We start from the raw sequence: 19,831 nt of genomic DNA on the forward strand, positions 1-19,831 counted from the left end.
GCGCGCTCAGTTCAAAGCCGTGGGAGGATCGTAGAGCAGCGCCGAGAGATCGGAGAAGCGGCTGTCGCGATCGTCGAGCGAGAGCACGGCGTCGCGGATCGCAGTAGCGCGGCGGGATCCGAGCACGGGCGCGGCGAACTCCATGTATTTGGCCTCGACGTCCTRCTTGGTCATCGGCGCTTCCGGGCCGCCGCGCGCATGCACGTCCCCCGACATCAGCACGCGTCCGTCGGTCGTCGTGACGACGACGTCGRCCCAGCGGCCGGCCGGGAAGCGCGCGCTGTGGCGCTCGGTTTCGCTGACCGTGATGCGGGTGAGCATGTCCGCGACCGCGGCGTCGGCGAGCCCGGCGCCGGAAATATGCTCCAGCCCGATGCGCCGGTGAAGGATGAAGGTCGCGACGGCGAAGCGCAGGCTGTACTGCGCCTTGGACGTCGTGTCCGGCATGCCGTCGAACAGCGTGGCGGCATAGTGGAAGCTGTTGACCTGGACATGGGCGATGCCGGACGGGGCAAGGTTGTGCGCCAGGCAAAGTCCGCGCACGGCATCGATCGCCGCATGCGCCCAGCGGCAGATCGGGTAGGGCTTCACATATTGATGCAGCGACTGCCAGAAGACGCCAAGATCCTGCCAGTGCGTMGCGACGTCCGGCGCCTCGACGGTGATCGCCGGYGCGCCGGTGAAGCCGCGTTCGGCCAGCACCGCGGCGGAARGGCCGACGAGGGCGCCGGGGCCGGAGCCGTCATGCAGCATGGTCGGGGTGGCGATCTCGCGCATCATCTGGCTGCGCGGGCCGTGATACTCGGCAATGYCGAGCGCGTCGCGCAATTGCGTTTCGTCGAGCCGCCGCAGGCGTGCCGCGATGGCCGCCACTCCCAAGGCGTTCCAAGCGCCCGAGGTATGGTAGTCGCTCACCGTCGCATGCAAGGCGATGCCGGCCCGGCCGGCGACTTCGTAGCCGATCACCAGGGACGCCAGCGCTTCCGGCCCGGTGAGGTCGGGTCTCGCTTCCGCGAGCGCGGCAAGCGCCGGYACCACCGCGACGCCGATATGGCCCTTGGTCGGGCTGTAGCCGTCGTGGCCGTCGAGATTGTCTGTCTGCGTGGCGACGGCGTAGGCCGCGCCGGCGATGCTGGCGCGCCGCCCGTCGAACAGCATGCGGGCCGAGTATTGTGCGTCACTGGAGGCGTAGAGCAGGACGGCGGCGTCGCGGGCGATCCGGCCCGCTTCCATCGGCCCGGCCGCGATGGCGATGCCGAGCGTGTCGAGCAGGAGGTAGCGCGCCTGTTCCAGCACCGGCTGGGGGAAGACGGAGGCGGGGCGCCGCAGCACGAAATCGGCCAGCCGCGTKAACGTATCGGAACTGACGACAGGCCCCTCACGCCGGTATGACGGCACAGCCACGCGCTTATCTCCCCTGTCTCTCCACAACATCAATAAATTGGGTTCATCGCGCAGGCACGTGATTAGTTTGGCGGCTTTGGCCAAAAATATTGATGCCATGTCGCTTGTCTGCGATTGAATGGCCGTCCGCCCATGCGATAGCTATGCGACTACGCAGCAGGAGACCGGGATGAAGCCGCCGCCCCCCTTGAACTATATCCGCTCGTTTGAGAGCTCTGCCCGTCATTTGAGCTTCACCACGGCGGCCAAGGAACTGGGCTACACACAAGCCGCGGTCAGCACGCATGTGCGCGCGCTCGAGCATTATATCGGCCGGCAGCTGTTCATCCGTTATCCACGCAGCCTGAAGCTGACCGAGATGGGGGAGGCATTCCTGCCGACCTTGCRCCAGGCGCTCGACCAGATCGACCAGGCGACCGAGGYGATCGTCGCATCCTCGCGCAACCGCACGGTGGTCGTATCCTGCCCGATGAGCCTTGCGGAGAACTGGCTGGYGGGTTGCATGGCAGCCTTCCGCAAGAAGCATCMCGAAATCGAGATCGTGCTGCACGGCACGATCTGGGAGGACTTGAGCGAGCAGATTGCCGACATCACCATCTCAACGCGGCGTTTCGACGACAGGCCGCCGTCGGCGATCCCGCTCTGGAACGACGAACTCGTGCTGCTCTGCGCTCCCGGCATGCTCGAGGGCGAGCATGCTCTCAAGACGCCTCAGGACATGCTGAAGGTGGACTGGATCTTCGTGCATGGCCGCCAGGAATACTGGCAGGTGGTGACCGAGGCGCTTGGCGTCGACCTGGAAGACCACGACAAGGGCCTGTCGACCAACGCCTCCAACATAGCGCTCGAGCTTGCCGCGATGGGGGCGGGCCTCGTCGCCACGCAGCGCTCGCTCGCGCATGCCTATATGCGCCGCGGCCTGCTCGTCGAGCCGTTTCCGGTGCGGCCGCCAAGTCCCTGGAATTACTATCTCACCGAGAGCCAGCTTTCGAAGGGAAACATTGCCCGCACGGTCAGGGAATGGATCTTGTCCAGGGCCAGGGAAGACGCCGCGCGGCCATAGCATCCGTTTCAGCCTCAAAAATTTGACAGGACAATGGCATTGTTTTTTTAGGCCTTTAGGGCCGGTTTTCTGCGGTTTGTGAAGGGTCGAGCCCTTCCGGGATTTTTGCATCGCCCCTAACATGCTGAGCCGCAAGGGGAATGTAACGGGCGGAAAGCCCTGAACCGGAGAACAACGATGACAATGTTCAAGAGCAACGGTGACCGCGTCCCGGCGGTCATCGAAAGCTACGCAGCCGAAGTCAACGGCGGCCGGATGGACCGCCGCGAATTCCTGGCCATGGCGAGCGTGATGGGCGCTTCCACGGCGCTGGCCTACTCGATGGCAGGGATGGAGCCGGCCAAGGCCGCGGCACCCGTGCCCGGCAAGAAGGGCGGCATCCTGAAGATGCAGATGATCATCAAGGACATGAAGGATCCGCGCGCCTGGGACTGGTCGGAAATCGCCAATGTCATGCGCCAGTGCAACGATTACATGATCCGCTACACCACCGACTTCACCTTCGAGGGCCATCTGGTCGAGAGCTGGGAGGTGAGCGACGACGCCACCGAATACACGCTGCATCTGCGCAAGGGCGTGAAATGGTCGAACGGCGACGACTTCAACGCCGACGACATCGTCTACAACATCGAGCGCTGGTGCGATAAGGCGGCCGAAGGCAATTCGATGGCCGGGCGCATGGGCTCGCTGATCGATGCCGCTACGAAAAAGGCGACCAAGGGCGCCATCACCAAGGTCGACGACCATACGGTGAAGCTCAAATGCAGCCAGTCGGACGTCACCATCATCCCGGGCTTCTCCGACTATCCGGCGGTCATCGTCCATCGCGACTTCGACAAGAACGGCGCCAATATGCTGAAGACGCCCGGCACCGGCCCGTATGAGCTGATCTCGTACAAGGTCGGTGAATCGGCCTCGGTCCGGCGGCGCAAGGACTTCACCTGGTTCGGCGGCGAGCCCTATCTCGACGGCGTCGACTGGGTCGATTACGGATCGGATGCGTCCAACCCAGYCATCGGCAGCGCCTTCGAGGCCGGCGAGATCGACTGCAACTACCAGACCGTCGGCGGCACGGTCGATCTCTATGACAGCATGGGCCTGGTCAAGGAGCAGGTGGTCACCRCCGGCACGATCGTGCTGCGCACCAATGTGACCAACAAGCCCTATGACGACAAACGTGTGCGCAACGCCATCCAGCTCGCTGTCGACAACGAGACGGTGCTGAAGCTCGGCTATAGCGGCTTGGGCCAGGTCRCCGAGAACCACCATGTCTGCCCGATYCATCCGGAATATTACGAGCTGCCGAAAGTCCCGCGCGACCTGGCCAAGGCAAAGGCGCTGATGGCCGAGGCCGGCCAGACGGATCACGAGTTCGAGCTCATCTCCTACGATGCAGACTATGTGAAGGACCCCGCCGACGTCGTTGCCGCGCAGATGCGCGACGCCGGATTCAAGGTCAAGCGCACCATCATTCCGGGCTCGTCCTTCTGGAACGACTGGACGAAGTATCCCTGGTCGACCACCGACTGGGGCATGCGCCCGCTGGGCGTCCAGGTGCTGGCGATCGCCTATCGCAGCGGCGAGGCGTGGAACGAGTCCGGCTACGCCAACCCGGACTTCGACAAGAAGCTCAACGAGGCGATGGCCATCGCGGACCCCGCCAAGCGCAAGGAGCTGATGAAGGAGGTGGAGTTCATCCTGCAGGACTCCGGCATTCTCGTCCAGGCATTCTGGCGCTCGCTCTACCGCCACCACGCCACCTATGTGAAGAATCTCGGCATGCACCAGACCTTCGAACTGCAGCTGGACAAGGTCTGGCTGGACAAGGCCTAGACCGAACGGATCGACGCAATATTCAGGGGCGCATCTCGCGCCCCTGAATTCACCGGCGACTGGGATCGATCAGTCAGCTAAATGAAATCCCAAAGCGCTGCGAGAAGCGCGGACAAAGTCGCCGAACAAAGGGAAGAAACCTCACTATGCGTACTCATGCACAAGCCGTTGTCATTGGCGGCGGTCTGATCGGCTGCTCGATCCTCTATCATCTCGCCAAGTTCGGCTGGACGGATGTGGTCCTCCTGGAGCGCAGCGAACTGACCTCCGGCTCGACATGGCACGCGGCGGCCAACATCCACGGCCTGCATGATTCAACCAATATCAGCCGGCTGCAGCACTACACGATGGCGCTCTACAAGGAGCTGGAGGCCGAGACCGGCCAGGGCTGCGGCATCTTCCAGCCGGGCTCGCTCTATCTCGCCCAGACCGAGGCGCGCGAGCATCAGCTGAGACTCCAGGAAGCCAAGGCGCGGCGCTACAAGATGAATTTCTACGAGGTCGGCCGGGATGAAGCCGAGCGGCTGCACCCGCTGGTCGATTTCGACGGCATACGCTGCATCATGTATGAGCCGGAGGGCGGCAATGTCGATCCGTCGGGCGTGACGGCGGCTTATGCCGCGGGCGCCCGCCAGCGCGGCGCCGAGATCCATCGCTTCACGGCGGTCACGGCGACGGAGGCTCAAGCCGACGGCAGCTGGATCGTGCGCACGCCGAAGGGCGACATCCGCACGCAATGGGTGGTCAACGCGGCCGGCCTATGGGGCAGGGAGGTCGCGGCCATGGCGGGGCTGCAACTGCCGCTGATCCCGACCGAGCATCAGTATTTCGTCACCGAGACCATTCCCGAAATCGCCGCGATGGGCCGGCGCCTGCCGTCGGTCGCCGATCGCGACGGCGAATATTATCTGCGTCAGGAAGGCCTCGGCCTCCTCATCGGCGCCTATGAGCGCAACATGAAGTTCTGGGCCGAGGACGGCACGCCGATGGATTTCGGCCACGAGCTGTTCCCCGACGATCTCGACCGTATCGAGGAAAACATGATGCGCGCCGTCCAGCGCGTGCCGGCGGCCGCGACCGCGGGCGTCAAGAAGGTGATCAACGGGCCGATGATCTGGTCGCCCGACAGCGCCGTGCTGTTCGGGCCGGCGCCAGAGCTCAGCAATTATTTCTGCTGCAACGGCATCATTCCCGGCTTCTCGCAGTCGGGCGGCATGGGCAAGCTCGCGGCCGAATGGATGATCGAGGGCGAGCCCACGCTTGACATGTTCGGCTGGGACATGGCGCGCTTCGGCCATTGGGCCGGCAAGGCCTTCACCAAGGCCCGCGTGCAGGACCAGTACAGCCACCGTTTCAAGATCCATTTCCCGAACGAGGAGCGCGCCGCCGGCCGCCCGGTGCGGACGCGGCCGGTCTACGAAATGCAAAAGGAAATGGGCGCGGTGTTCGGCCTCAATTTCGGCTGGGAGCACCCGCTGTGGTTCGCCGCCGAAGGCGAGCCGCGCGAGGAGACGGTCGGCTTCACGCGCCAGAACTGGTGGGGGCCGGTCGGCCGCGAAGCGCGCATGCTGCGCGAGAATGCCGGCATCATCGACATCTCCAATTTCGCCAAATACCAGGTGAAGGGGCCGGACGCGGAAGCCTGGCTGAACGCTCTCTTCGCCAACCGCATGCCGACCAAGGTCGGCAACTCCTGCCTCACGCCACTGATCGGCAAGCGCGGCGGCATCGCCGGCGACTTCACCGTGACCAGGTTGGCGGATGACGAGTTCATGGTGATCGGCTCGGGCATGGCCGAGCGTTTTCATCAGCGCTTCTTCAATTCCGTGCCGCTGCCGGCAGGCACGACCTTCCGCTCGCGCACCGAGGACCTCGGCGGCTTCAACGTCGCCGGGCCGAAATCGCGCGAGCTGCTGCAGCGGCTGACCAATGACGATCTGTCGAACGAGGCCTTCCCGTTCATGCGCTCGCGCCAGATCACGGTCGCCGGCGTCGACGTCGTGGCGCTGAGGGTCTCCTTCACCGGCGATCTCGGCTGGGAGCTGCACTGCAAGGCGGCCGATCAGGTCGAGCTCTACCGCGCGCTGCTTAAAGCGGGCGCGGAGGTTGGCGCCGGACCGGTCGGCTCGCGGGCGCTGATGTCGCTGCGCGTCGAGAAGGGTTACGGCAGCTGGAGCCGCGAATATTCGCCCGAATACTGGCCGCAAGAGGTCAAGCTCGACAGGTTGATCAAGACGGACAAGCAATTCCTCAACCGCGAGGCCTATCTCGCCGTCGCCGAGAAGCCGGCGCGAGACGAATTGATCATGCTTTCCGTCTCGGCCAAGGATGCGGACGCCACCGGCGGCGAGCCGATCTTCCTGCCCGACGGCACGCCGATCGGCCAGGTGTCTTCGGGCGCCTATGGCTATTTCGTCGAGCAGTCGCTGGCGATGGGCTACGTCAAGGCCGGAACCGCCAAGGCCGGCGACAAGGTGACYGTCGCCATTCTGGGCCGGCCGCRCGATGCCGTGTTGCTCGCGCATCCGCCTTTCGATCCGGAAGGCAAGCGCCTGCGGTCGTAAGGGCCTGTCGTCGGGGGRAACTGACGGCGCCGGCCGTCGGGCTTAGCCGYCGAACCGGTCCAGCCAGTGGCGGGCGATGTCGGAGCGCCGGCAGACCCAGATGTCGGGGTTGGACGTGACCTTGTCGAGGAAACGCTCCAGCCCGATCATGCGGCCAGGCCGCGCTGCCAGCCGGCAATGCAGCGACACCGTCATCATGCGCGGGGTCTTCTGGCCTTCCTTCAGCAGCCAGTCGACGCCGTCGCTGACATAGTCGAAGAACTGGCTGCCCGTCTCCAGGCCTGAACCGCGCGAAAAGCGGCTGTCGTTGTTGTCGAAAGAGTGCGGCACGACGAGGTGCCGCTTGGCGCCGACATCGACGAAATAGGGCAGGTCGTCATTGTAGTCGTCGCAGTCGAACAGGAAGCCGCCATGCTCGGCGACCAGCCGTCTCGTGTTGAGGCTCGGCCGGCCCGTGTACCAGCCCAGCGGATCGATGCCGGTGATGCTCCGCACCGTATCCACCGTCATGGCGATATGCTGGCGCTCTTCCTCTTCGGTGAGCGGCGCGTAGTCGATCCAGCGCCAGCCATGGCAGACGATGTCGCTGCCGAGCGCGGCGATCGCCTTGCCGGCGGCCGGATTGAGCTCCAGTGCGCGTCCGACAATGTAGAAGGTCGGGGTGAYGCCCTTGTCCCGGAACAGTGAGATCAGCCGCCAGACGCCGACGYGCGAGCCGTATTCGTAAAGCGATTCCATGTTGCGGTTGCGCAAGCCGGGCACGRCCGGCGACACGGCGAGGTCGGACAGGATCGTTTCGGAAACGCCGTCGCCTTCGCCGATCGAGTATTCGGCACCTTCCTCGTAATTGACGACGATGTTGAGCGCCAGCTTCGCGCCACMCGGCCACTCAGCCTGCGGAGGCCGCTCGCCATAGCCGATGAAATCGCGGGCGGGCAGATACGGCGCGTCTGACGTCATGAAATCCCCTCGGATGAAGCCCCTACCAGCATTGCCGGCCGCGCAGGGCGGTCAGGATGCGCAGCGTGCGATCCATGAGGTCCTGCGGCCCGACGGTGATGCGCAGGCAATCGGTGAGGCCGTAACCGGCGAGRCCGCGCACGATGATGTCGGCGCCGCGCATAGCATTGTCGGCCGCTGTTGCCGCCGCGGCGTCGGCAAAGCGCACCAGCACGAAATTCGTCCGGCTCTCGGGAACCTCGTATCCGGCCGCCCGCAAACCTTGCGCGAAGCGGTCGCGAATGTCCGACGTGTTCGCCACCGTCGCGCGCGTATAGGCCTGGTCCTCGATGGCCGCGACGGCCATGGCCAGGCTGACCGTCGAGACCTGGTTGGAATTCTGCATCTTGCGCACTTCGGCGGYGATCTGGGGCGCGAACAAGCCCCAGCCGACGCGCGCGCCGGCCAGGCCGTAGGCCTTGGACAGACTGCGCAGGACGACGGTGTCGCCGCGCCCGGCCAGCGCGAAGACGGCTTGCGGATCCTGGTCGTCGAATTCGCCATAGGCCTGGTCGATCATCAGGAGAACGTCGCCGGGCAGAGCCGCGCGCAGGCGCAGCAACTCCACGTTCTTGATGCGCGTGCCGGTCGGGTTGCCCGGATTGCAGACGAACACGATGCGGGTCGCGGGTGTCACCGCCGCCAGGATGGCGTCGATCGAGACCTCAAAGCCGCGCTCCTGCGCCTTGACATAGGTCGCCCCGACACGCGCGGCCGCCGAGGCGGCAAAATTATAGGCATAGTCCGTACCGAGCACGTCCGCGCCGGGACCGGCGAAGGCCGCGATGGTGCAGGCGATCAGCTCCATCGAGCCCGCGCCGCACAGGACAAGATCTCGCTCGACCGCATAGGTTTTTGCGATCGCATCGCGCAGCAAGGTCCAGTCCGGGTCCGGATAAAGATGGCTGCGCGCCACGGCGTCGCGGCCGGCTTCGATCGCCTTGGGGCTGGGTGGGAAGGCGCTCTCGTTCTGGGCCAATGTCGGCCGGTCGAAGCCGCCGAAATTCGCCAGCGCGAAAGCGGACATGGCCTCGATATGGGCGGTGGCTTTCAGGGGCACGGCATGAAGGTCCGGCTATCGGCTTGTCGGCAAGGTGTTGCGAAGGAAGGCTAAGGCAGGGCGGCCAGGCCGCAAAGCAAAATTCGCCGGTGCAATGGGTAAGGGAATCTGGCCCATGCGGGATTGGGAGGTAGCGGTTGTCTGGGCTCTTTTTCTTCGATTAGCCGAGCCGACCAGCTTTATGCGCTATCAGCGCGATCGAGACTGTCATCGCAAGCACGATCAACGTCCAAATCACCATGTTTGCGGACGGGCGCCAGCGGCGACCTTGTCTCATCCGTTTTCGCCAACGATCGGCCTGATTGGCGCCCTCGTATTTCCCCAAGCCATCCCCCAGTCGCGGCCTAGCGCAGCAGGAGCTAATGTAGCCGGCTGCAARGGGGCGGAATAGTGGGAAGAAATGAGGCCGCCTGAATGGGGCGCCATGCGGGCACCGATCGCCGGCTCCGATTTCCCCACTCATGTGCTGCTCAGTGTCTTCGCCGGAGACGGCTACATGTCGTATCGGGGGACCATCTTTGGCGACCGTAGCTCCTGGGCCATCTTTGCTGCTTGGAAGATTGTCATAAGAACATAGGTCGTTTCACCTTCGGTCGAGTTTATGGCCAAGACCACGCGGCCAATCTCGTCGCTCATGGCGCACGACCAATCTTTGACTGCAATCGCCCGTTTTCCCGCCATGTGCCCCTGCCTTCCGTTCGCAAGGTTATTTGGCGTCGTTGAGACCGGCAATTTGGACTGAATGCCCATTGCGTTGGGCCTAACGTCGTTCTTTCCCTTGTTCGCTTCAACTGATGAGCAAGAGAAATGCCAGTCGCAAGATTGGCGAATTGCGATGGCCGCCCAAGGACTGTGATGATTGGGCCCATGACGGGGAAGCGGCGCCCGTGAAGCGAGCGGCCCGGCAAGCCAGCTCAGGAAGGCTGCCGGGCCGGTCGGCGGGGCGTTGGACTAAAAACATACGCCCGCACTGGCAACGCTGGATTTATATCAATGTGCGCTAAAGCAGTCCGTCATCCGAATGCAGGACGCCTTCCTTACCGATTCGTAAGGTGTGTCTATCAGCCCTGATCGAGGCATTGGCCTGCAAATGGATGATGCTGGTCGCAGGGCGAGCGATAGGATCGTTGAGTTATGATTGAAACTGGCGGAGGGGCTGCCCATGCAGTCTCTGATGGAAAAGAACAAAAACCCAAATCGACCGTTGCCGGGCGAAGAGGAACGCCAGGCGAGGCTCCAAAAAATGAAAGGGCTGCGATACCTGCGATCTTACGGCTGCGGCCTTCGGTTTGACCCAACCGCCCAGTTTCACGATGTGATCGATTGTACTGCGTTGCTGGAATCGTCGAGCGACGGTGACGGCGAGCAGTGGAAGCGAGCTGCCTTTCCCTAACCGCATCGCTTCCACGCCCCGCGCCGCCCCAGCCGGTACGCCTGGCAGGCCGCGATGAACGCTTGCGATCGGATGGCGCCGTCCCACAACAGGAACATTCGGACCCGGTTATCGTTGCCAGTTGTGTCCGGCCGTAGGGATAAGCTCAATGGAACCTAAATCATCGCGCGATCTGCCCGGTCCCAAACCCCGCAAGGACAAGCAACGCGAAACCCGAGATGCTGCTGTCAAAACCCCTGACAAGACCAACGACTGGGATCGGAACAAGGTCCATGGAGACGGGGACAGTATTGGGATCGAAGAGGACGAGGCCTAGTCGGCGACAGCGGCCGTCACTTCGAAGACGAGCGGCCCGGCAAGGCTGGCGGGGTAGCACCAGTCAGGCCGGGCCTGACCGGCAAGGCTCGCAACGCTCCGGCTGCGACTGAACTTATCAGCCCGATCAAAGGTTATCGCCATACAAACGGAGGATGYTCGGCTCAAGTCCGCCACGAGCCAAGACCCGCCTAGCCGACAAGTCGCGACGRCTGGCCGTGAAATCTATATGTTTTTGAAAAACTTGGCTCCCCGGGCCGGATTCGAACCAGCGACCAACCGGTTAACAGCCGGTTGCTCTACCACTGAGCTACCGGGGAACGGAGGCTCTGACGTGAGTGGCGCAGCCTATAGCAAACACCTTTCCGCTTTGCAAAGCAGCAATTCGCAATTTTTCTCCAGTTTTTAATGCGGCTATATGTGGCATCGTTTCGGCGCGCACACATATGAAGGGCTTCACATCGGCGCGAAACAAAGCGGCCGGCTATCGCATTGAAATGGCATGGACCGCAGATGGGATTTGATTTTGGATGACGGCAGCTGACGACGACAGCACCCCGGCGCGCAAGATTTCGGTTTTCGGCYGCGAGTTCACCATGCCGCGCTCGCGCGGCTGGCGAATCGCGATCGGCATGCTGCTTACCCTTGGCGGACTCCTGGGCTTTCTGCCGATTCTCGGTTTCTGGATGGTCCCGCTCGGTCTCCTGGTTCTGTCCTATGAATTCGCCATGATCCGACGCCACCGGCGGCGTTTCGTCGTCTGGTGGGAGCGCCGGCGCCGGCCCGACTGAGGGACAGGGGCGGCTGCGCCCCGGCGATGCCGCGCCCCCGACAACCGATTGGTAATCACCACTTTGGCCGCTCCATGCGAAAGCGTCGGGAATGACGCGCGGGCGCTTGACGACCTTTGAGCGTCAACATAATGAGTTCGCTCGGAACGCCGGGAGCATTGCGAGGCCTCGTGGCGGAGTGGTTACGCAGAGGACTGCAAATCCTTGCACCCCGGTTCGATTCCGGGCGAGGCCTCCAGATGCTTGCGGGCTCCAGCGCAATCGCGCCGGAGCGGGGTTCCAGTCGAAGTTTTGGCCGCGTGCCTGGYGCGGGGAGCGGATTGTTGGGACATGAGCGCTGATTTCTCCGAACGCCGCGTGAAGATGGTCGACGGCCAGATCCGCACAACCGATGTCACCAGCGCGCCGCTCATCGAAGCGATGCTGACCGTTCCGCGCGAGGCCTTCGTCGGCGCCGGACAGCAGGATCTGGCCTATATCGATGAGGACATCCGCATTTCCAACGGCGCCAATGGCGGCGGCGCGCGCTATCTGATGGAGCCGTCGCCGCTCGCCAAGCTTTTGCAGCTGGYCGAGATCGACGCGAACGATTCGGTGCTCGATGTCGGTTGCGGCACCGGCTACTCCGCCGCATTGCTGTCCAGGCTGGCGCGGTCCGTGGTGGCGCTGGAGAGCGATCCCGCGCTGGCGGAGGCCGCCAAATCCACGCTTTCCAACCTCGGCTGCCAGAACGTCACGGTCATCACCGGGCCGCTGCCGCAGGGGCATGCCGCTAAAGCGCCCTACAACGTCATCTTCATCGGCGGCAGCGTCGAGGAAGTGCCGCAGGCCTTGCTCGACCAGCTTGCGGAAGATGGACGCCTGGTTGCGGTCGAAGGACGGGGCAACTCTGGCGTGGCCCGGCTGTTTTTCAAAGCAGGGGGGGTTGTAACCGGAAGGCGGGCCTTTAATGCGGCAATTAAGCCACTACCGGGCTTTGAACGTGCTCACGCGTTTGAATTCTGAGCGTTTTTGCCTTGCAGCGAAGGCGCTGTCATGATCGCTTGCGCCTGACAATCGTTGCTGATTTGGTTAACCGAGCGTTTCCGGAAGGCTGTCAGCGGGGGAACGATAGACAACGCGGCGCTGGCCGATCCGTAAGGGTAGGCTATCGCGGCGTGGTTCCCATGCAAAACGAATGAGGGAAATAACGTGCCGCCTCTACGCAAGAGTGTTTTAGTAGCTATCCTTGTTTCGGCCACGGCGCTTTCGCCGCTGGCCGCCTCCGCCGAGACCATCACGGGCGCCCTCGCCAAAGCATACCAATACAATTCGCAGCTCAACGCCGCCCGCGCCGGCGTGCGTGTCACCGATGAGGGCGTTGCCATCGCCAAGTCGGGCTGGCGCCCGACCGTCACCGGTTCGAGCAGCATCGACTACACCAGTACCCACGGGCAAGGCATCACTCGGAACATAACGACTGGCAGTTTCGGCGTGCAGATCAACCAGACGCTGTTCGACGGGTTTCAGACCAAGAACAATGTTGCCGCCGCCGAATCGCAGGTGAAAGCTTCGGTCGAAAGCCTGCGCAACACCGAAGAGAACATCCTGTTCAATGCGGCGAGCGCCTATATGGACGTCATTCGCGACCGCCAGATCGCGGTGCTGACCGAACAGAACCTGCAGTTCCTGACCGAGCAGGCGCGCGCCGCCCGCTCGCGTTTCGAGGTCGGAGAGGGCACCCGCACGGACGTCGCCCAGGCCGACGCCTCGCGCGCCACGGCCGTGGCGCAGCTCAGCGCCGCCCGCGCGACGGCGCTGGCGAGCGCGACCACTTACCACCAGATCGTCGGCGACGAGCCGGGCAAGCTCAAGGCGGCCTCGCCGCTGGGCAAGCTGTTGCCGGGCAACCTCGATTCGGCCTTGGCCGTCGCTTCCGCCGAGCATCCGGCGATCCTTGCCACCCAGCATCTTGTCGATGCGGCGGCGTTCTCGGTGAAATCTTCGGAAGGCGCGCTGCTGCCGCAGGTGACGGCCTCCGCGGGCGTTTCTGACAATTACAGCCACTCCGTTCCCGATCTCACCGGAACCAATGGCACCTCAACCTCGGCCAATATAGGCGCCACGCTCACCATTCCGATCTATTCGGGCGGGAGGACCTCGGCACTGGTGCGGCAAAACAAGGAATCGCTCAGCGAGGCCCGTATCCAGGTCGATGTCAGCCGCGACCAGGTGCGTCAGGCGGTGGTTTCGGCCTGGACGCAATATGTCGCCGCGCGCCAAAGCGTGGATGCCAACAGGCAGGTCATCGATGCCGCGCAACTGGCGCTCAACGGCGTCATCGAGGAGCGCAATGTCGGCCAGCGCACGACCCTGGACGTCTTGAACGCGCAGAATGCCGTCATCACCGCCAAGAYCAACCAGGCTAGCTCCGAGCGCGACGTGGTCGTGGCGAGCTACGCCATCCTGTCAGCGATGGGCCGCCTGTCGGTCGATCGCCTTGGTCTGGCGGTCACCAAATACAGGCCGGAAGAGCATTACAACGCCGTCAAGGACAAATGGTACGGCCTGCGCACGCCTGACGGGCGCTGATTTCAGACCCAAGCTTCGACAAACGCCGCGCATCTGTTGGATGCGCGGCGTTTGTCTTTCCGGACGGCTGACGGGGCTGCGCTTCGCCTAATCTGTTGAAATCCAACGAGCCCCCAGATTGGGGATTCTCGGATGACGATCGGTCGGTTACGCTGTCTCCATTGATTCGAATTCCATACCGGGCAGGAACGGAATTCTGGGACGGGTCAAGGCCTAAAGCAGGTCAAGTGCTTGAATGGTCTGGTTCTTTGGCAAGTCACTAGGGCGGCGGATGTGACGATGGCGACGGCAAGCAGCGCGCAGCGCGAACCTTCCATGGAAGAGATACTGGCTTCCATCCGAAGGATCATCGAAGACAGCGACACCGGGCGAAAGCAGCCGGCCGAGGCTGGCGAGCTGCGCCAGGACCTGGAGCCGGCCGCCGCTGCCGTGCCTCTCGCGTCCGTACCGAATGTCGAGGTTGACGCCTTTCGCTCTGAATTGCACGCCGACGCCCGCAAGCCGGTGACGCTGGCGGAGGTCCAGGCCCAGCTTGCCGCGACCGATCCGGCGCCGGCGCGCGCCGAGGCTCGCCACGAGCCGGTCAAGGCGGCGCCCGCGCCGGCGACCTTGTCGGAGGTCGGGGCCAGGAGCGCTGCTCAGTCGAGCGCGTCGCCGGTTGCGAGCAAGCCTGCGGCGGCAAACGCACCGCAGACCGCCGATACCATTGTCACCGATTGGCGGCGGGAAATCGCGGCGGCGGGCGGCAGCACGGTCACCGCGAAGCCGACCGCCCGGGCGCCGGAAGCCGCATCGTGGGTCGAGATCGAGAAGGTCGAGATCGACAAGGAAGAGGTTCGGGCGGCGGACGCTTCCGCGCAAGCCGGCGGCTCCCGGGCATCCGAACCGGAGGCGCAGCCGGCGCGGCCCGCGATCCTTTCGGAGCATACGGGCCGGCAGGTCGCTGCGGCCTTCGGCGAGCTTTCCGACGCTTTTGCCAGCCGCGGCAAGAAGAGCTTCGACGAGATGGCCGAGGAGATGCTGCGGCCGATGCTGCAGGATTGGCTCGACAACAATTTGCCGACGCTGGTCGAAAGGCTGGTGCGCGAGGAGATCGAGCGCGTGGCGCGCGGGGCGCAGTAAGCCGCCGGAACACGCAGGCTTAGAGCGCCGCCCTTGGGGCGGCGCTTTCGTTTGAGGCCGCCGTCGCGTGGAAGCGGTTCAGGCAAAGTGATCTGCCGGCGGCTTGCACCAGCCGGGCGCGCCATTGCGGAACCGGCTGGGATTGCCGCCGGCCACGGCCGGCCTATCTGTGAGAGCGATCGCAGCTCTCGCGGTTGACTCGGCCAAGACCTTCCGATTTACACCGGACGCTTGTTCCCGACAGTTCGGATTTCCTCCATGCTTGAAAAGACATACGACGCCAAAGCCGTCGAGYCGAAGATCGCCAAAATCTGGGAAGAGGCTGACGCCTTCCGGGCCGGCGCCGGCGCGGAGGAAGGGGCCGAGRCCTTCACCATCGTCATCCCGCCGCCGAACGTCACCGGCTCGTTGCATATGGGCCATGCGCTCAACAACACGCTGCAGGACATTCTCGTGCGCTTCGAGCGCATGCGCGGCAAGAACGTGCTTTGGCAGCCCGGCATGGATCATGCCGGCATCGCCACGCAGATGGTGGTCGAACGCCAGCTCATGGAAAAGCAGATCCACCGCCGCGATCTGACGCGCGAGYAGTTCATCGAGAAAGTCTGGGAGTGGAAAGCCGAATCCGGCGGCGCGATCTTCAACCAGCTGAAGCGCCTCGGCGCCTCGGCCGACTGGTCGCGCGAACGCTTCACCATGGACGAAGGCCTGTCCAAGGCGGTGCTGGAGGTCTTCGTCACGCTCTACAAGGAAGGTCTGATCTACAAGGACAAGCGCCTTGTGAACTGGGACCCGAAGCTGCTCACCGCCATTTCCGACCTCGAGGTCGAGCAGCACGAGGTGAACGGCAATCTCTGGCACTTCCGCTATCCGATCGAAGGCGAGGCGTTCGACCCCGAGAACCCGAAGACCTTCATCACGGTCGCCACGACGCGTCCCGAGACGATGCTCGGCGACACGGCTGTCGCCGTGCATCCGGATGACGAGCGCTTCACCGATCTGGTCGGCCGCAACGTCGTGCTCCCGATCGTCGGCCGCAAGATACCGATCGTCGCCGACGAGTATTCCGATCCGGAGAAAGGCTCCGGCGCGGTCAAGAYCACGCCGGCGCACGATTTCAACGATTTCGAGGTCGGYAAGCGCCATAAATTGCCGGCAATCAACATCCTGACGGTCGAGGCGGCTATCAAGCTGAAGGACAATGAGGACTTTCTTGCCGGCCTCGAGGTGACGCCGGCGCGCCAGGCCATGTGGGACGAGCTCGATGGGCTCGACCGTTTCACTGYCCGCAAGAAGATCGTCGAGCTGATGGRGGCCGGCGGATTCCTCGACAAAGTCGAGCCGCACCGGCATACCGTGCCGCATGGCGATCGCGGCGGCGTGCCGATCGAACCGTTCCTCACCGACCAGTGGTATGTCAACGCCRCCGAGCTCGCCAAGCCGGCGATCGCCTCTGTGCGCGAGGGGCGCACCAACTTCGTTCCGAAGAACTGGGAGAAGACCTATTTCGACTGGATGGAGAACATCCAGCCCTGGTGTATCTCGCGCCAGCTCTGGTGGGGCCACCAGATCCCGGCCTGGTATGGCCCGGACGGACATGTCTTCGTCGAAAAGACAGAAGAGGAGGCGCTTGCTGCCGCTATTGAATATTATCTGGCGCTGGAAGGGCCGTGGAAGGCCTGGGTCGAGGACAAGCTCGAAAACTTCCAACCGGGCGAGATCCTGACCCGCGACGAGGATGTGCTCGACACCTGGTTCTCGTCCGCGTTGTGGCCCTTCTCGACGCTCGGTTGGCCTGACCAGACGCCGGAGCTCAAGACCTACTACCAGACCGACRTGCTGGTGACCGGCTTCGACATCATCTTCTTCTGGGTCGCCCGCATGATGATGATGGGCCTGCACTTCATGGATGAGGAGCCGTTCCACACGGTCTACGTCCACGCGCTGGTGCGCGACAAGAACGGGCAGAAGATGTCGAAGTCGAAAGGCAACGTCATCGACCCGCTCGAGCTGATCGACGAATACGGCGCCGATGCGCTGCGCTTCACCTTGACCGTCATGGCGGCGCAGGGGCGCGACGTGAAGCTCGATCCGGCCCRCATCGCCGGTTACCGCAATTTCGGCACCAAGCTGTGGAACGCGACACGCTTCGCCGAGATGAACGAAGTCGCGCGCGACGACGCTTTCTGGCTGAACGACGCCAAGCTGCCGGTCAACCGATGGATCCTGACCGAGCTGACGCGGGCGGCGCGTGCCGTCACCGAAGGCATCACCAGCTATCGTTTCAATGAGGCCGCGGGCGCGGCCTACCGCTTTGTCTGGAACCTGTTCTGCGACTGGTATCTGGAGCTGTTGAAGCCGGTGTTCATGGGCACGGACGAAGCCGCCAAGGCGGAGAGCCGGGCCTGCGTCGCCTTCGTGCTGGACGAGATCTACAAGCTCCTGCATCCGATGATGCCGTTCATGACCGAGGAGCTTTGGGCACAGACCGCGGGCGAGGGCAAGGAGCGCTCCTCGCTGCTTTGCCATGCCGCCTGGCCGTCGCCCGACTTCGAGGACGAGGAGGCCGCCGCCGACATCAACTGGCTGGTCGATCTTGTCTCCGGCATCCGCTCGGTGCGTTCGGAAATGAATGTGCCGCCGGCGGCGATCGCGCCGCTGATGGTGATCGGCGCCAATACGCTGACGCAGGAGCGGCTGGAGCGCCACGCCCAGGCGATCAAGCGGCTGGCGCGTGTCGGCGATATCGCGCTCGCCGACGCGCCGCCGAAAGGCTCGGCCCAGATCGTGCTCAACGAGGCGACGGTGAGCCTGCCGCTCGGCAGYCTGATCGACCTCCAGGCCGAGGCAGCGCGGCTGCAGAAGGAACTGGCGAAGGTCACCGAGGAGATCGCGCGCCTGCACAAGAAGCTGTCGAACGAAAAGTTCGTCGCCAATGCGCCGGAAGAGGTGGTCGAGGCCGAGCGTGAGAAACTCGCCGAATATCGTGAGGCGCAGGAGAAGCTTTCGGTGGCTTTGACCAGGGTCCGCGACGCCGGCTGACGGCCAAGATTCGGCACCGGGGAGAGGCGCTTTCCGGTACGTTAGCTGCCTCGAAAATGGCCGTGCCGCTACGTTAATTTTGACGTAAACGGAAAGTTTGCGCCCCATTGTTGCCATAATGTAACAATGGGGGCCGCTATACCCAAAAAGGGCTGTTTTTGGTCTGTTTTGGGTGGTTTTTGCGGATTTTTTTTAGCTGTCAGGCGTCTATCGGTGCGATTTCGGGGCCAATTGTGGCGCCAGCCACCATAGCAAGAATACGCGCTGTCAAGATGTACATGTACAGCTCTTGAAATCGTTGTTGCGTCATTAACCCGAATTGGTTCTAGCTTGAGCCACTTGTATTTCGGGGAGGGATTTCCATGAATATTTTGCGGCTCAAAGCTCTGGCGGGGGCAGGCTGCTTTTCGATCGCGTTGATCGGCGCCGCGATGAACCCAGCGCATGCCGGCGGTCTGGAGCGCGGCGGCTACGACATTGATCTGCTTTTCGATCCGGCGCCGGTCGCGACGGAGGCAGAAGCGACGTATGTGATGCCGGATCGCAAGTACAAGAATGCAACGGGGCCGTTGGGCTTCAATTTTCTCAGTTCTACTGCCGACGGAGCTGAGCCTTATTGGGTGCCGCGCATCGGCGTGAAGGCTCAGGTCGTGCAGGGCGTCGATTGCATGGTCGACTATTCGCAGCCGTGGGGTGCCCATACCGCCCCTGGCGCGTCGTGGAATGGCGCGTTTTCGAACGTTGAAACGGATATCAAGAGCAATAACTACGCCGGTACCTGCTCATACAAGTTCGATGCCGGTAAGGGCCAGCTCCGTTTTATTGGCGGCGTGTTCTATCAGGACATTTCAGGCTTCAAGGAGAGCTTGGTAGGTTTCAATCCAGTTGGGCCGTCGCCGATGGGCCGCGTCGACCTCGAGGCAAGCGGTTGGGGCTGGCGCGCCGGCATTGCCTACGAAATCCCTGAGATCGCRCTCCGGGCAAGCTTGGTCTACAATTCGAAAGTCAAGCTTGACAACATCTCGGGAACGCTGGATCTGACGAGTATTGGTCAGGGCATGATCCCAATCTACGGCTCCACGCAGTACATGCCTGACTCGGTCGAATTGAAACTGCAGTCGGGTATCGCTCCCGGCTGGCTCGCATTTGGTTCGATCAAATGGGTTAACTGGAGCACTCTCCAAAGTGTTCCGATCTGTTCCGAGCAGACCRGAGGTTTGGCCGCGTGTACAACGGTTTCCCCCAAGCCGGTCCGGCTTACCTCTCTTGACCTGATGTATCGTGACGGCTGGACTGTTTCGGGCGGCGTAGGTCACAAGTTCAATGATCAATGGAGTGCTGCCGGCCAGCTTAGTTGGGATCGCGGTACTTCGCACGGTTATGGCGTCCAAACCGATACCTGGACGCTCGGCGGCGGTGTTGCCTACACGCCCCGGCCAAATATTGAGCTTCGCTTGGCGGGTGCCATCGGCGTCATGACGAGCGGCCATTCCGGAACGCTTACTGACGCGAATGGATATACAGCTGGTACAGATGCCACCTACGACGTCGGCAACGATCTGATCACGGCGATTTCTGGCGGCGTCAAGATCAAGTTCTAAGTTTCTGAGAATTCAACAAAAAGGCCGGGCATCGCCCGGCCTTTTTCGTTGCGTGACTGCTGTTTTGGCTTCA

13 protein-coding genes and 2 tRNA genes are annotated in these 19,831 nt (G+C 63.2%); 11 read left to right on the forward strand and 4 right to left on the reverse strand.

All coding sequences use genetic code 11. The features are described from left to right. Nucleotides 1–6: 6 nt before the first annotated feature. Nucleotides 7–1,404, reverse strand: coding sequence for an MmgE/PrpD family protein (locus LCM4576_RS10015; RefSeq protein WP_244510763.1), 1,398 nt, complete (start codon nt 1,402–1,404; stop codon nt 7–9). A gap of 169 nt (nt 1,405–1,573) precedes the next feature. Between LCM4576_RS10015 and LCM4576_RS10020 the strand changes: the two genes are divergently transcribed. From LCM4576_RS10020 to LCM4576_RS10030, 3 genes are all read left to right on the forward strand, one after another. Next, a complete protein-coding gene (locus LCM4576_RS10020) occupies nt 1,574–2,467 on the forward strand; it encodes a LysR substrate-binding domain-containing protein (protein ID WP_071031961.1) in 894 nt (297 codons plus the stop codon). A 177-nt stretch (nt 2,468–2,644) separates the two neighbouring features. Next, on the forward strand, nt 2,645–4,300 hold the full coding sequence (locus LCM4576_RS10025) for an ABC transporter substrate-binding protein (RefSeq protein WP_071031962.1): 1,656 nt from the start codon (nt 2,645–2,647) through the stop codon (nt 4,298–4,300). A 146-nt stretch (nt 4,301–4,446) separates the two neighbouring features. Then, the gene (locus tag LCM4576_RS10030; RefSeq protein ID WP_071031963.1) at nt 4,447–6,864 is read left to right on the forward strand and encodes an FAD-dependent oxidoreductase; all 2,418 of its coding nucleotides are present in this window, start codon (nt 4,447–4,449) and stop codon (nt 6,862–6,864) included. Nucleotides 6,865–6,906: 42 nt separating this feature from the next. Here the strand turns inward: LCM4576_RS10030 and LCM4576_RS10035 are convergent, their stop codons facing one another. Then, nucleotides 6,907–7,824 carry an allantoinase PuuE gene (locus tag LCM4576_RS10035; RefSeq protein ID WP_071031964.1) on the reverse strand — a complete coding sequence of 306 codons (918 nt, stop codon included), beginning with the start codon at nt 7,822–7,824 and terminating at the stop codon, nt 6,907–6,909. A 22-nt stretch (nt 7,825–7,846) separates the two neighbouring features. Next, a complete protein-coding gene (locus LCM4576_RS10040; protein WP_244510764.1) occupies nt 7,847–8,923 on the reverse strand; it encodes a histidinol-phosphate transaminase in 1,077 nt (358 codons plus the stop codon). 1,162 nt (nt 8,924–10,085) lie between these two features. On the opposite strand from LCM4576_RS10040, the gene LCM4576_RS10045 reads away from it, so the two are divergent. Then, the gene (locus tag LCM4576_RS10045; protein WP_116390028.1) at nt 10,086–10,316 is read left to right on the forward strand and encodes a hypothetical protein; all 231 of its coding nucleotides are present in this window, start codon (nt 10,086–10,088) and stop codon (nt 10,314–10,316) included. 560 nt (nt 10,317–10,876) lie between these two features. Here the strand turns inward: LCM4576_RS10045 and LCM4576_RS10050 are convergent. Next, nucleotides 10,877–10,951 (reverse strand) — tRNA-Asn (locus tag LCM4576_RS10050). 210 nt (nt 10,952–11,161) lie between these two features. On the opposite strand from LCM4576_RS10050, the gene LCM4576_RS10055 reads away from it, so the two are divergent. From LCM4576_RS10055 to LCM4576_RS10085, 7 genes are all read left to right on the forward strand, one after another. Further along, nucleotides 11,162–11,422 carry a hypothetical protein gene (locus LCM4576_RS10055; RefSeq protein ID WP_071031966.1) on the forward strand — a complete coding sequence of 87 codons (261 nt, stop codon included), beginning with the start codon at nt 11,162–11,164 and terminating at the stop codon, nt 11,420–11,422. A gap of 164 nt (nt 11,423–11,586) precedes the next feature. Further along, a tRNA-Cys gene (locus LCM4576_RS10060) sits at nt 11,587–11,660 on the forward strand. Between the two features lie 92 nt (nt 11,661–11,752). After that, entirely contained in the window at nt 11,753–12,427 is a 675-nt protein-coding gene (locus LCM4576_RS10065; RefSeq protein ID WP_071031967.1) for a protein-L-isoaspartate O-methyltransferase, read from the forward strand. A 186-nt stretch (nt 12,428–12,613) separates the two neighbouring features. Then, nucleotides 12,614–13,993: a TolC family outer membrane protein gene (locus LCM4576_RS10070; RefSeq protein WP_071031968.1), complete on the forward strand. Its 1,380-nt coding sequence runs from the start codon at nt 12,614–12,616 to the stop codon at nt 13,991–13,993. Between the two features lie 279 nt (nt 13,994–14,272). After that, a complete protein-coding gene (locus LCM4576_RS10075; protein WP_071031969.1) occupies nt 14,273–15,115 on the forward strand; it encodes a PopZ family protein in 843 nt (280 codons plus the stop codon). 258 nt (nt 15,116–15,373) lie between these two features. Further along, the gene (locus LCM4576_RS10080; protein WP_071031970.1) at nt 15,374–18,157 is read left to right on the forward strand and encodes a valine--tRNA ligase; all 2,784 of its coding nucleotides are present in this window, start codon (nt 15,374–15,376) and stop codon (nt 18,155–18,157) included. 362 nt (nt 18,158–18,519) lie between these two features. Beyond that, the gene (locus LCM4576_RS10085) at nt 18,520–19,758 is read left to right on the forward strand and encodes an OmpP1/FadL family transporter (protein WP_071031971.1); all 1,239 of its coding nucleotides are present in this window, start codon (nt 18,520–18,522) and stop codon (nt 19,756–19,758) included. Nucleotides 19,759–19,831: the final 73 nt, after the last annotated feature.

The sequence above is a fragment of the Mesorhizobium sp. LCM 4576 genome (assembly GCF_001854815.1).
Taxonomy (GTDB): domain Bacteria; phylum Pseudomonadota; class Alphaproteobacteria; order Rhizobiales; family Rhizobiaceae; genus Mesorhizobium; species Mesorhizobium plurifarium.